Annotated in this window: 12 protein-coding genes; 10 read left to right on the top strand and 2 right to left on the bottom strand. The window is 67.2% G+C overall.

Annotated elements, in window-relative coordinates:
* Positions 1–31: 31 nt before the first annotated feature.
* Positions 32–2,278, bottom strand: coding sequence for a TonB-dependent siderophore receptor (locus tag H3005_RS02480; protein WP_191077507.1), 2,247 nt, complete (start codon positions 2,276–2,278; stop codon positions 32–34).
* 287 nt (positions 2,279–2,565) lie between these two features.
* Here H3005_RS02480 and H3005_RS02475 point away from each other — a divergent pair, with 287 nt between their 5' ends.
* The gene (locus tag H3005_RS02475; protein ID WP_100551965.1) at positions 2,566–3,981 is read left to right on the top strand and encodes a GGDEF domain-containing protein; all 1,416 of its coding nucleotides are present in this window, start codon (positions 2,566–2,568) and stop codon (positions 3,979–3,981) included.
* Between the two features lie 40 nt (positions 3,982–4,021).
* Here H3005_RS02475 and H3005_RS02470 read toward each other — a convergent pair whose 3' ends face one another.
* Complete coding sequence (locus H3005_RS02470) at positions 4,022–5,206, bottom strand: MFS transporter (RefSeq protein WP_100551964.1); 1,185 nt, start codon at positions 5,204–5,206, stop codon at positions 4,022–4,024.
* A gap of 76 nt (positions 5,207–5,282) precedes the next feature.
* Between H3005_RS02470 and H3005_RS02465 the strand changes: the two genes are divergently transcribed.
* The 9 genes from H3005_RS02465 to H3005_RS02425 all read left to right on the top strand — a co-directional run bounded on the left by H3005_RS02465 (position 5,283) and on the right by H3005_RS02425 (position 12,829).
* Positions 5,283–5,732 (top strand): helix-turn-helix domain-containing protein, encoded by a 450-nt coding sequence (locus H3005_RS02465; RefSeq protein WP_100551963.1) that lies wholly within the window; start codon positions 5,283–5,285, stop codon positions 5,730–5,732.
* A 65-nt stretch (positions 5,733–5,797) separates the two neighbouring features.
* Positions 5,798–6,931, top strand: a complete 1,134-nt coding sequence (locus tag H3005_RS02460; protein ID WP_100551962.1) for a metallophosphoesterase — start codon at positions 5,798–5,800, stop codon at positions 6,929–6,931.
* A gap of 131 nt (positions 6,932–7,062) precedes the next feature.
* A complete protein-coding gene (locus H3005_RS02455; RefSeq protein ID WP_100464099.1) occupies positions 7,063–7,734 on the top strand; it encodes a response regulator in 672 nt (223 codons plus the stop codon).
* Positions 7,731–9,110 carry a sensor histidine kinase gene (locus tag H3005_RS02450; RefSeq protein ID WP_100551961.1) on the top strand — a complete coding sequence of 460 codons (1,380 nt, stop codon included), beginning with the start codon at positions 7,731–7,733 and terminating at the stop codon, positions 9,108–9,110. Before H3005_RS02455 ends, H3005_RS02450 begins: the two co-directional genes overlap by 4 nt.
* 79 nt (positions 9,111–9,189) lie before the next feature.
* Complete coding sequence (locus H3005_RS02445; RefSeq protein ID WP_100551960.1) at positions 9,190–10,026, top strand: alpha/beta fold hydrolase; 837 nt, start codon at positions 9,190–9,192, stop codon at positions 10,024–10,026.
* Between the two features lies 1 nt (position 10,027).
* A complete protein-coding gene (locus H3005_RS02440; RefSeq protein WP_089239702.1) occupies positions 10,028–10,387 on the top strand; it encodes an EamA family transporter in 360 nt (119 codons plus the stop codon).
* Positions 10,384–10,782 carry a DMT family transporter gene (locus H3005_RS02435; RefSeq protein ID WP_100551959.1) on the top strand — a complete coding sequence of 133 codons (399 nt, stop codon included), beginning with the start codon at positions 10,384–10,386 and terminating at the stop codon, positions 10,780–10,782. The genes H3005_RS02440 and H3005_RS02435 overlap by 4 nt, the downstream gene beginning before the upstream one ends.
* The gene (locus tag H3005_RS02430; RefSeq protein WP_100551958.1) at positions 10,779–11,981 is read left to right on the top strand and encodes a DegT/DnrJ/EryC1/StrS family aminotransferase; all 1,203 of its coding nucleotides are present in this window, start codon (positions 10,779–10,781) and stop codon (positions 11,979–11,981) included. Before H3005_RS02435 ends, H3005_RS02430 begins: the two co-directional genes overlap by 4 nt.
* 161 nt (positions 11,982–12,142) lie before the next feature.
* Complete coding sequence (locus H3005_RS02425) at positions 12,143–12,829, top strand: MtnX-like HAD-IB family phosphatase (RefSeq protein ID WP_100551957.1); 687 nt, start codon at positions 12,143–12,145, stop codon at positions 12,827–12,829.
* The last annotated feature ends 34 nt before the right edge of the window (positions 12,830–12,863 follow it).

Here is a 12,863-nt window from a genome sequence, read left to right as displayed (position 1 = left end):
GCGCCAGGCCATGCCTGGCGAGCGCAGCGGATCAGAACCCGAAACGCAGGCTGGCCCAGTACGCGCGGCCTGGTTCGTTGTACGTCGCCGCACCGGCATCACTGCTGTTGGCTTCGCGGAACAGGCGCTTGTCGGCCAGGTTGTTGACGCCGAAGCCCACGCTGACCGTATCGGTCACCTTGTAGCGCGCGCTCACGCCCCAGACGTTGTACGCGCCGCGGGTCTGCAGCACCGTGGACGCATCGCAGTTGGCCGTGCAGCGCGGATCGTTGTTGATGTTGGCCGTGGCCGGCTCCTGCTTGCCGTAGAAGGTGCCGGTCAGCAGCAGCGACAACTGCTCGGTGGCTTGCCAGTCCAGCATGGTGTTGACGGTGTACTTGGGAATCACCGACAGCGGCTGGCCGGTGCTCTTGTTTTCGTTCTCCACCATGTAGGTGAAGTTGTTGCTCCACTTCAGGCGGTCGCCCTGCTCGCCCAGCAGCGGAATCACCAGGTTGCCCTCGAGCCCCTGCACGATGGCCTTGGGTGCGTTCTCCCAGCGGAAGATGCGGCCCTTGCTGTCGGCCGTCAGGCCGATCTGGGTGTAACCGGCCTGGATCTTGTCCTTGTAGTCGTTGTGGAAGTAGGTCAACGAGGCCTGCCAGCCGCTCTGCGGTGCCCACTCCACGCCCAGTTCCTTGTTCAAACTGGTCTCTGCCTTCAGATCCGCATTGCCCTGCATGTAGCAACCGGCACCCAGGCTCGGCAATGCGTTCGGGCAGCCATTGCCACGGGTGTAATACAGATAGTCCGGGTTGGACTGGTACAGGTTCGGCGCCTTGAACGCGCGTGCGATGCCGCCCTTCACCACCCAATCACTGTTGAGCCGGAACTGCGCGTTGAGGCTCGGGCTGGTGTTGTTGCCGAACTGGCTGTGATGGTCGAAGCGCAGGCCCGGGGTCACGATCCAGCGCTCACCCAGGTAGATGTTGTCTTCCACGTAGACGGCGGTGGTCTGTGCATCGGACTTGCCGCGTGCGCGGTCGGCCGAAAGGCCCGGAATGCCGCCACCGCTGCTGCTCGACTGGCTCATGGAATACGGATCGGTCAGCCGGCTGTCGAGGTATTCGAAGCCCAGCGTCCACACGTTCTCGGCGCCGCCGAGGGTGGTCGGGAAGCTGACCTCGCCGTCCAACTGGTAGTTGCGCAGGCGCGAGGTCGACCAGTCAGCACCATTGAAGCTGCCTTCCGGGCCACCGGCCAGGCCCTCGTTGATGCGCGAACTGTTGACCCCTTCCACCGCTGCGGTCAGCCGCGAGCTGACATCGCCCCAGCGTCCGCGATGGGTGATCGCGCCGGTGCTGCGGTACATGCGGTTGGTCTCGGCCTGCTGCTCGGCCAGCGCACCGAGATCAACGCCGGTGGAGGTGCCTGTGTTGCTGACCGCACGGTCGCCGGCATAGATGTTGCCTTGGCGGCTGGTGCCGGCCTCGAATTCGACCACCTGGTTGGCGGTCACGTCCCAACGCAGCAGTGCGTTGACATCGCGGTTCTTGACGCCTTCGCGGCCCGCCGGCGGTACCGCATTGGCGCCGGTGGCGAAGTTGCGGTTGAGATCCAGCGAATCGGCATCGGTCTTGTTGAGGTTGCCGTACAGCCGGAACGACAGCGTGTCGGTCATCGGCCCGCTCAGCTGCAGGCCGACGCGCTCGCTGCCACCTTCGGCACTGTGTTCGGGCACCAGGCCGTACAGATCAACCGCACCGGTCAGGTCGCCAGTGGGGCGCTTGGTGATGATGTTGACCACGCCACCGGATGCACCCGAGCCATAGCGCGCCGCCGCCGGGCCGCGCAGCACTTCGATGCGCTCGATCATTTCCGCCGGCACCCAGTTGGTATCGCCACGCGTGTTGCGCTCGCCACTGCGGCCCATGCGCACCGCGTCGCGTGCACCCACGCGCTTGCCGTCGATCAGGATCAGGGTATTTTCCGGCCCCATGCCGCGCAGATCGATCTGCCGGTTGTTGCCGTACTGTCCCGATGCGCTGTTACCGGTCAGATTGACGCCGGGCATCGTACGCAGCAGTTCGGCGATGTCGTTGACCGGCGGTCGCTTGGCGATGTCTTCAGCGGTGATGGTGGAGGTGCCCAGCGCCTGCCGCGCGATCTGCGAGGCGGTGACATGCACGGTATCGATATCGGTGGCATCGGTTTCCGCATGCGCGGTAACCGCAGCGCCGGCCAGCAGCGCGGCGACGGCGAGCGCCAGCGGGCGCGGTGAAAGAGTGTTTGCAGGCATGTTCTGGACCTTCTGGCAGGGCAGCGGAAGCCTCTGGCATAGGGCACGAGGCGGCGACGGGGGAGGCGGAACGATCGCTGCGGGATGCCCGCAGGTCGGTTCCTGACGTCATTTTTTCATAAATGCGAGTGATTCTCAAATGCGTCAACGCATTGCGGCATCGGCCGGCATGTGCTCTGCCCGGGTTTTTCGGCCTGCATGGCGCTTAAACTGGACGGCTTACCTGCCATCAACCGTCGACAGCTGCGGCCGATACCGTGGTCTGTTGTGCGCCGCTAGAGATCGACGTGGATACACCCCAACTGGACGAAGCCAGCCAACCGCTGGCTCAGGCCTGGCAGCAGTGCCTGCTGCAGGCCGGCCCCGCCGCCGCCGCACTGCTGCATGCCGTGGCCGCCGACGCACCGCCAATGCTGGCGCAGCGCTTCTACGAGGTGCTGCTGCAGGACACGCGTGCGCGCCGCTTCCTGTCCCATGAACAGGTCAAGCAACGCCTGCAACCGGCGATGCAGCGTTGGCTGGCCCAGCTGCTGACCACCGATGCGGATGGAATTGCCGCTACGGTCGCCGCACAGCGGGTGATCGGCGATGTGCATGCACGGGTCGGTATTCCGGTTGACCTGGTGGCACGCGGTGCACGCGTACTCAAGCACGAACTGTTCGTGCGCCTGCGCGCCGACGCCGATGACAGCGACACCGCTTTCGCCGCCATCGATTGCCTCAGCGCGATCATGGACATCGCCATGGAGGGCATGACCCTGGCCTATACGCATGCACGTGAGCGCTCGTCGCGCACCGATGCAGCGTACCGGCTGTTCTCGCTGGTGCAGAACGTCAGCACCGAGCGCGAGCGCCAGCGCGCCCTGCTGCTGGATTGGGAAAACAGCCTGCTGTACACGCTCGCTGGCCATGCGACAGGCGCCGACAACGCCAGTCTGGCGACCTCGGAATTCGGCCTGTGGTTCACCCACAAGGGTATTCCCAGCTTCGGCGAAAGCAGCGAGACACAGCAGGTCGCCCAGCTGATGGCACGCATCGACAGCAACCTGCAGCGCGCCACGGATGAAGATCCGGCACGGCGACTGGCGGCCCTGCCGGCGATCCGCGAAGACCTCGCCACCATCCGCAACCTGATGACCCTGCTGTTCGAACGCATCGGCGAACTGGATGCGGGCAGCGATGCGTTGACCAACCTGCTCAACCGGCGCTTCCTGCCGACCGTGCTGCGCCGTGAGATCGAATTGTCCACGCGCAACCACACGCCATTCTCGCTGCTGTTGCTGGACCTGGATCATTTCAAGGCGATCAACGATGGCCACGGCCACGACGCTGGCGACCGCGCCCTGCAGCACGTTGCCGCCCTGCTCGGCCAGCAGACCCGAGGCAGCGACTACCTGTTCCGCTATGGCGGCGAGGAGTTCGTGGTGGTGCTGGTGGCGGCGAGCGAGTCGCAGGCGGAGGTGATCGCGGAAAGCCTGCGTCGGCAGATCGCACAATTGCCGATCTCTCTCCCGAATGGACAGACGTTGGGCCTGACCGCCAGCATCGGCGTGGCCGGACACGATGGGCATCCCGATTACGAGCGGCTGATGGCGCGCGCCGATGCGGCGATGTATGCCGCCAAGCGACAAGGCCGCAACCGTGTGGTGGTGGCCGACGAAGCACTGCCCGAGGCACCCGGGCGACGCGCGCTGCAACGTTGAGCCTGCAGCGCGCGCGGTAGGGCGTCGAACAGCGTCGGCGCTACCGGGCGGCCTTGCGCGGAATACGCCACGCCGCCCACCACGCCAAGCCCAGCAGGGCGATTCCCGTTCCCAGCGCGCACACCGCCGGCCACCCGTAGCGCGCCTGCATCCAGGTGCCTGCGGCAGCGCCCACACCGCTGCCCACCGCATAGAACAGCATGTACAGCGCCACCAGGCGCCCATGCTGTTCGGCCGGTGCGCGCAGCAGCAGTGCCTGGTTGGACACATGCAATGCCTGCCCGCCCAGGTCCAGCACCACCACGCCCAGCAGCAACAGCGCCAGCGACTGCGGCAGGCCCAGCAGCGGCGCCCAGGCGACCAGCATCAACAGCAGCGCGCCCAGGCTCACCCGATGGGCAAAGCCACGATCCATCCAGTGCCCGACCCGCGCCGCCAGCAGCGCGCCGATGATGCCAGCCAGGCCCAGCGCGCCGATGCCAGCGGTCGACCAGCTCAGGGGCGGCGCCGACAACGGCAGTGGCACCGCCGCCCAGAACACATTGAGACCGGCAAACAACAGCAGTGCCAAAGGCCCACGTTCGCGCAGTGCCCGATCCTGCAGCAGCATCTGGACCATGGAACGCAGCAGCTCGCGCCACGCCGGCGGCCTTGCAGGCACCGGCACGTGCGGCAGCCGCCGCCACAGCAGCAGCGCCAGCGCTGCCATCAACAGTGCCGACAGCAGGTATACCGCGCGCCATCCCGCCACGGCGGCGACCGCGCCGGACACCACGCGTGCCGACAGCAGGCCGATGAACACGCCGCCCTGGACCATGCCCACCACCCGCCCGCGTTGCTCCGGTGCAGCGAGGTTGGCGGCGTAGGCGATCAACCCTTGGGTCAGCGCCGTACCCAACAACCCCGCCAGCAGCATGCCCGACAACAACCACACGGTGCTGCGGGCGGCGGCCAGCCACAGCAGCGCCACCACCAGCGCCAGCAATTGCACCCGCAGCAGTCGGCGACGGTCGCCACGGTCGGCCAGCGGCAGCAATCCGAGCAGGGCCAGCACGCTGCCAGCCTGGGTGGCAGCCAGCAGTGCACCGGCCACCGCGGCATCCAGGGCGAAATCGTGGGCCAGGCGCTCCAGCAGCGGCTGCGCGAAGTAGACGTTGGCCACGCTGGCACCGGCAGCAATGGCGAGCAGGCCCAACAACGGGCGGGACAGCGAAGGCATCATCATTGTGGTTGCAATTTGAAACTACGTGCACGATAGCGCCACTGGTTTTAAACTGCAACCACAATCGAGGACATTCCCCATGCACGCCAACAGCCCCTGCCCCGTGGCCCGCAGCGCCGATCTGCTTGGCGACCGCTGGGCGTTGCTGATCATCCGCGATGCCTTCGATGGCATCAGCCGCTTCGGCGATTTCCAGCGCAGCCTGGGCGCGGCGCGCAACATCCTCAGCGACCGCCTGCGGCGACTGGTCGAGGCGGGGCTGCTGGTGCAGCAGCCTGCCGCCGATGGCAGCGCGTACCAGGACTATGTACTGACCGCGGCCGGCCAGGACCTGTTCCCGCTGCTGGTCGCCCTGCGGCAATGGGGAGAACGGCATCGCTTCGCTGCTGGCGAGGCACACTCGCAGCTGATCGAATCCAGCAGCCGCCGGCCGCTGCCCTACATGCAACCGCACGGACGCGATGGCCAGCCCCTGCACGCCGCCGATACCCGCGTACGCAAGCTCAAGGAAGGAGACAGCCGGGCCTGATCCGCCCGTTCACGCACACCGGCGACGTCCCCGGGCAGTTAGCATCGCTGGTCTCCTGCCGCTGAATGCCGCCGATGCCGAACTACGCCAGAACCGTTTCGATCCTGCTGCCGCTGGCCCTGCTGCTGGCCGCACCACTGGCCTCGGCCCGCGACGTGGCAGCACCTGCAGAACACGTGGACACCGATGGTCCTTATGTGTTCCGTGAAGGCGCGCAACTGAAAGCGCAGTGGATCTGCCAGGACCAGGTGGAAACCCATACCGTGCGCGCCGGCACCGCAGGCGCGGATGTTGCCGCGCACTGCGGCTACCCGCATGCGGTGCATGTGCTGCCGCCGAATGCGCCGTCGGTATCCGTGCTGCCCGCCGTGCCGCGCATCGTCGCCGTGTCCGACATCCACGGCCAGTACAAGCTGCTGGTCCGCCTGCTGCGCGCCAACCGGGTGATCGACGCGCAGGACCGCTGGGCACTGGGCACGGACACGCTGGTGATCGCGGGCGACGTGTTCGATCGCGGCCCACAGGTGACCGAAGCGTTCTGGCTGCTGTACGGCCTGCAGCAGCAGGCGGCGGCGGCCGGTGGCGCGGTGCATTTCGTGCTCGGCAACCACGAGACCATGGTGCTCTACGACGACCTGCGCTACGTCAACCCGAAGTACCTGCGCAGCGCGCAGCTGCTCGGCCGCAGCTATCCGCAGCTGTATGGTGCCGACTCGGTGATCGGCCAGTGGCTGCGCACGCGCCCGGTGCTGCTGCAGATCGGCGATACCCTGTTCCTGCACGGCGGCATCTCGCCCGATGCCGTGCAGATGGCATTGGACCCGGCCCGCACCAACGCCGCCTACCAGGCCTCGCTGGGCATCCCCAAGGCCGAGGTGAAGGCAGACCCCGCCACTGCACCGCTGTACGACGGCAAGACCAGCCCGATCTGGTACCGCGGCTACTTCGACGGACGCCTGGACACCCCGGGCGTGCAGGCGGTGCTCGACCGCCTCCAGCTCAAGCGCATCGTGGTCGGCCACACCTCCATGCCACATGTCAGCAGCTTCCACGACGGCCGCGTGATCGCCATCGACAGCAGCATCAAGAATGGCGAGAACGGCGAGCTGCTGTTCATCGAGGGCGGCAAGCTCAGCCGCGGCCTGTTGGACGGTTCGCGGGTGCCACTGGCCAAGGGCGAGCCCGGCCTGCAGGACTGAACGAAGGGCCAGCGCCGGGCCGGCCCAGGTCCCCCACGCCCGCCACCTGCACCCGGTTTGCCGCTACCCTCGGCAGCCGAGAGGCCCGCCCTGTCCAGCGGGCGGCCCATCCGCCCCCAGGAGCCCCGCGCATGCGCGTTCTCATCGCAGAAGACGACCCCGACATCGCCTCCGGCCTGTGCGCCTCGATGCGCCGGCAGGGCCACGTGGTCGACCACGTGGACAACGGCGCGCATGCCGATGCCGCACTGAATTCCACCCAGTACGCACTGCTGGTGCTGGATCTTGGCCTGCCCCAGCTGGATGGCCGTGACGTGCTGCAACGGCTGCGCCAGCGCGGCGATGGCCTGGCCGTGCTGGTGGTCACCGCACGCGATGGCCTGGCCGAGCGCGTGCGCGTGCTCGACCTGGGGGCCGACGACTACCTGGTCAAACCCTTTGCGCTGGACGAATTCGAAGCGCGCGTGCGCGCGCAGCTGCGCCGGGTCACCAGCAACGGCAACCCCGACCTGCGCATCGGCCGGCTGCGCCTGGACCTGACCGGGCACCGGGTGTGGATAGACGAGCAGACGCTGGAGCTGACCGCGCGCGAATTCGGCCTGCTGTCCGCCCTGGCGGTGCGTGCCGAGCGCATCGTCTCCCGTGCGCAGCTGGTGGAGGCCCTGTGCGACTGGGGCCAGGACCTGACCGACAATGGCCTGGACATCGCCCTGCATCGCCTGCGCCGCAAGCTGCAGCCGGGCGGCATGGGCATCCGCACGGTGCGCGGGCTGGGCTACATGCTGGAAGACGCCGGCGCGTGATCAGCGGACCGCCCAGCCTGCGACGGCGTCTGCTCGCCTTCCTGGCGCTGCCGATGCTGGGCCTGCTGACCTTCAACACGCTGCTGGCGTACTACGTGGCGCTGGACTACTCCAACCGCATCCACGACCGCAACCTGACCGACGACACCGTATCGTTCGCACAGATGCTCAGCACCATGCCGGTCAGCAGCGACCTGTCCCCGCAGGCACGCTTTCTCATCGAGTACGACCCCGATGGTCATCGCTACTTCAACGTCGACAGCAGCCGCCTGGGCACCATCGCCGGCAACGCCGATTTCAGCGCCTATGCACCGTCGCAGGACTGCAGCGGCATGCACCCGGCACTGTACGAAGGTGAATTGAATGGCCAGCAGGTGCGCATGTCGACGGTCTGCACCCAGGCGATGAACGATCCACAGGACCAGCTGGCGGTGACCGTGGCCGAAAGCATGGCCGACCGCCGCCAGCGTGCACGCGAGATCCTGATGATCGTCATTCCACTGATGGCCATGCTGGCCCTGGGAATGGCGGCACTGGTCTGGTTCGGCGTCACCCACGGCCTGCGTATTCTGACGCCGCTGACCTCCCGCCTGGCCCAGCGCCGCGGCGAGCTGGCACCGATTTCCGACGCCGACGTGCCCGAGGAAATCCAGCCCCTGATCAGCACCATCGATGGCCTGTTCGCGCGGCAGGCGGAAATGATCACGCTGCAGAACCGCTTCATTGCCGATGCCGCGCACCAGTTGCGCTCGCCACTGGCGGGCATGGCACTGCACGTGGACCAGGCACTGGCCCACGGCGATCCTGAGACCGTGCGCGAAGCGCTGCAGAACATCCGCCGGCTCAACCAGCGAACCGCCCGCGTCAGCACCCAGCTGCTGGCGTTGAGCCGTGCCCAGACCGTGCCGGAGACGGTGGAGGCGCTGGACCTGTCCGAGCTGGTGCCGCAATGGGTGGGCATGCGCGTGCCCGAAGCGATCCGCGATGGCATCGACCTGGGCTATCTGGGTCCGCAGCAGCCGGTGCGGATACTGGGCAACGGCGCCCTGCTGCACGAGGCGCTGGACAATCTGATCGACAACGCCCTGCGCTACGCCGGCGTGGATGCGACCGTCACGGTGGGCGTGCAGACCCTCGACGACAATGATGTCGAGCTGTACGTCGAAGACAACGGCCCGGGCGTACCCGAGGACGTGATGTCGCGGTTGGGGGAACGTTTCTTCCGCGCGCCCGGCACTGCCGCCAGCGGCACCGGCCTCGGCCTGGCCATCGCCCATGAGGCCGTCGAGCATCTGGGCGGGCGCCTGGGTTACCTCAACCGTCCCGGTGGCGGCCTGAAGGTATCCATCACCATACCGTTGCTGAAGGGCCCTTGATCCAGCCGGTCCGCTGAAAGGTTGCCGAAAATCGCGCTTGCGATGCTGGCCATCCCGACTGCCGCGCTGGAGCCGACTGGTGTCCGCATCCCATGAGTTCTTTCTTCCCGGTGGCCCGCAGGGTGTCCTGCTGATCCATGGCCTGACCGGCACGCCGGCCGAGATGCGCATGCTGGGCAAAGGGCTGAACAACGCCGGCTTCAGCGTGCACGGTGTGCAGCTGCCAGGCCACTGCGGCAGCGTCGAGGACCTGCTGCAGACCCGCTGGGAAGAGTGGTACCAAGGCGTGGAAGATGCGGCCGCGAACCTGCGCGGCAAGGTTGACCAGTTGTTCGTCGGCGGGCTGTCGATGGGTGCGGTGCTGGCGCTGGCACTGGCCGCGCGCCGGCCGGACTGGGTCTCCGGCGTGGGCGTGTACGGCGCCACCTTCCGCTACGACGGCTGGAATATTCCGGCGGTTGCGCGCTTCTCGTTCCTGCTGCCGTGGTTCAAACGCCTGGGCATCGGCCGCGACCGCATGTTCATGGAAGAGCCGCCGTATGGCCTGCGCGACGAGCGCCTGCGCGCGCAGGTCAGCGCCGCCATGCTGTCCGGTGACAGTGCCGCTGCCGGCCTGCCGGGCAATCCGTGGCATGCGTTGGCCGAAATGCGTGCACTGAGCACCTGGACCCGCCGTCACCTGCACCAGGTCACGGCACCGTGCCTGGTGATGCACGCCCGCGAGGACGACGTGGCCAGCATGGGCAATGCCGAGCTGGTGATCTCGCGCGTCAGCGGACCGACCGAACTGGTGGTGCTGGAAGACAGCTACCACATGATCACCATCGATCGCGAACGGCGCGAGGTGATCCGCCGCAGCGCGCGCTTCTTCAGCGACATCGGCGAACGTGCGGGCGTGCTGCAGGCGGTCGCCTGAGATGGGATCGCTTGCCACCCTGCTGTGGCTGGTCAACGTGGTGCTCGACACCGGCGGCCAGCTGGCCTTCAAGGCCGCCGCCAGCGACCCGCAGGACGGCGAAGGCCTGCAGCGCTGGAAACACATGTTCGGCCGTCCCTGGCTGTGGCTGGGCATCGCCTGCTACGTGCTTGAATTCGTCGCCTGGATCGCCTTCCTGTCGCTGGTACCGTTGTCGCAGGGCGTGCTGCTCGGCTCGATCAACATCGTCGCGCTGATGGTTGCCGGCCGCCTCCTGTTCCGCGAGCGGCTGACGCCGTTGCGGGTGACCGGCATGCTGCTGGTCAGCGCCGGCGTTGCCGTGGTTGGAGCCGGAACATGAGGCGGCTGTACCTGATCGGCTTTCCGCTGCTGATGGCCTTCGACACCTTGGCCCAGCTGTGCTTCAAGTATGCCGGCGACGCCGCGCTGCCGGTCGAGGCCAACACCGCGTGGCTGCTGCGCGTGCTGTCGCAGCCCTGGGTGTACGGCGCGATGCTCGGTTACGTCGGCGCGTTCTTCACCTGGATGAGCCTGCTGCGGCACGCGCCGATCGGCCCTGCGTTCGCGGCCTCGCACCTGGAAGTGATCAGCGTGCTGCTGCTGTCAGCGTGGCTGCTGCACGAACCGTTGACGCTGCATCACCTGATCGGTGCGGTGCTGATCGTGGCCGGCATCATCTGCCTGGGTCGTGCCGAAGCGGATGATCCGCACGCTGCAACTGAACCATCCCCGTGAGCCTGCTGTCGCGCGAGTTGCCGCCCACCGCCGGTCTGCCACTGCAGGCCGGCGATTTCCTTCCCGGCGGCGGCGACCTGTGCGCGATTCTCGCCGAGCAGTTGGGCACGCCGCCACTGCAGCTGACCTGCTCGGGCACCCACGCCCTGCTGATCGCCCTGCGCACCCTGCGCAGGCGCGCGCCGTACCGCGATACGGTGATCCTGCCGGCCTATACCTGCCCACTGGTGCCGATTGCCGTGCACAGCCTCGGCCTGCGCATACAGCTGTGCGATACCCGCCGCGACCACTTCGATTTCGACCCGGTAGCACTGCACGCCGCAGCCGATGCACGCACGTTGGCGATCATTCCCACACATCTGGGCGGGCGCATCGCCGATGTCGATCGCGCATGTGCGATCGCGCACCGCGTCGGTGCATGGGTGATCGAGGACGCTGCGCAGGCGCTGGGGGCACGCGTGGCCGGCAACAGCGTCGGCCTGCGCGGCGACATCGGTTTCTTCAGCCTGGCCGCCGGCAAAGGCCTGAGCCTGCATGAGGGCGGACTGCTGCTGACGCATGACGAAGCACTGCGTACGGCAATGATCGAGCAGGCCGCAGGACACACGCCCTTCAGCCTGCGCTGGGAGCTGACCCGCAGCCTGCAGCTGTTGGGCCTGGCAGCCTGCTACCGCCCTTCCCTGCTGTCGCTGGTGTATGGAAACCCGCTGCGGCGTGCCCTGCGCAGCGGCGACCTGGAAGCTGCGGTGGGTGATGTGTTTCCGTTGGATATTCCGCAGCATCGCGTCAGCCGCTGGCGGCAGAACGTCGGTGCACGCGCAGCGCAGCGTCTGCCCGCCTTCCTGCAGGCAGCCCGCCTGCGTGCGCTGCAGCTGCGCGTGCAGCTGGAGTCGCTGCCTGCCGTTGAGGTGGTGGACGGAATGCCAGGCACCCAGGGCACCTGGCCGATGCTGATGCTGATGCTGCCCAGCGAACGTGCACGTGACAAAGCACTGTCCGCGCTGTGGCAGCGCGGCCTGGGTGTCAGCCGCATGTTCATCCATGCCCTGCCGGACTACGCCTATCTGCGAGGCATCGTTGCAGACGCGCCCGTACCCAATGCCCGCGACTTCGCCGCCCGCTGCCTGACCGTGGGCAACAGCCCCTGGCTGAGCCATGAAGACACCCGCGAGATCGTGAAGGTACTGGCGCGCCAGTAGTCGCTGAAGCCAGGCGAGGCCTGCTCCGCGTCACTGGCTGAACGCTTCCCGAGCGCCTCCATTCGAGCTTTCAGGCGGAAAGGAACGAGAAAGACGGCCTGCCTACATTGGCCCCGTCGCCGGCATCGTGCCAAGGCCTCTCTTCATCGACGGAGCTGCCCATGCAATGGAGCATCCTGTGTGACTTCGATGGCACCATCAGCCTCGAGGACGTCATCGATTCACTGTTGGAAAAATTCGGCCAGCCCGGTTGGCAGCAGCTGGAAGATCAGTGGCGTTCGGGTGAGATCGGCTCGCGTGAATGCATGCAGGGCCAGGTCCGCCTGCTGAAGCTGGATCCGGCCACCCTCGATGCACACCTGGACCAGGTACGCATCGATCCGGGCTTCGCCGCCTTCGTCAATCGCGCACACGCGTTGGGCCTGCCTCTGCGCATCGTCAGCGACGGTCTGGACTACGCGATCCATCGCATCCTCGCCAACCATGGCCTGCCACCGCTGCCTGTAGTGGCCAACCACCTGCGCTGGTGTGACGGTCATTGGCAACTGGAATCCCCCTACCAGGCCGAAGGCTGCCGCAGCGGCACCTGCAAGTGCACCTGCGCGGCGCAGGCACGTGCCGACGAAGCACCCCGCGTGCTGATGATCGGTGATGGTGCCTCGGATTTCTGCGTATCCGAACACGCCGACTTCGTATTCGCCAAGCGTCGCCTCATTGCCCATTGCACCGACGCCGGCATTCCCCACGCCGCCATCGACACCTTCCACGACGCTACTGCGCTGCTGCCGCGCCTGCTCGACGGCAGCCTGCTGCAGCCCTCGCTTCCGCGGCTGCTCGCCACCGCCTGATCGCTCCGCCCGTTGCTTCCTTCGAATGCCCTCT

It is taken from the genome of Stenotrophomonas sp. Br8 (assembly GCF_014763005.1).
GTDB lineage: Bacteria > Pseudomonadota > Gammaproteobacteria > Xanthomonadales > Xanthomonadaceae > Stenotrophomonas > Stenotrophomonas lactitubi.
This window is presented reverse-complemented; position numbering and strand designations above follow the sequence as displayed.

Bases quoted from the DNA above. Each gene is read 5' to 3' on its own strand.
- H3005_RS02480 (WP_191077507.1), bottom strand. From the start codon at position 2,278: ATGCCTGCAAACACTCTTTCACCGCGCCCGCTGGCGCTCGCCGTCGCC.
- H3005_RS02470 (WP_100551964.1), bottom strand. From the start codon at position 5,206: ATGATGATGCCTTCGCTGTCCCGCCCGTTGTTGGGCCTGCTCGCCATT.
- H3005_RS02465 (WP_100551963.1), top strand. From the start codon at position 5,283: ATGCACGCCAACAGCCCCTGCCCCGTGGCCCGCAGCGCCGATCTGCTT.
- H3005_RS02460 (WP_100551962.1), top strand. From the start codon at position 5,798: ATGCCGCCGATGCCGAACTACGCCAGAACCGTTTCGATCCTGCTGCCG.
- H3005_RS02455 (WP_100464099.1), top strand. From the start codon at position 7,063: ATGCGCGTTCTCATCGCAGAAGACGACCCCGACATCGCCTCCGGCCTG.
- H3005_RS02440 (WP_089239702.1), top strand. From the start codon at position 10,028: ATGGGATCGCTTGCCACCCTGCTGTGGCTGGTCAACGTGGTGCTCGAC.
- H3005_RS02435 (WP_100551959.1), top strand. From the start codon at position 10,384: ATGAGGCGGCTGTACCTGATCGGCTTTCCGCTGCTGATGGCCTTCGAC.
- H3005_RS02425 (WP_100551957.1), top strand. From the start codon at position 12,143: ATGCAATGGAGCATCCTGTGTGACTTCGATGGCACCATCAGCCTCGAG.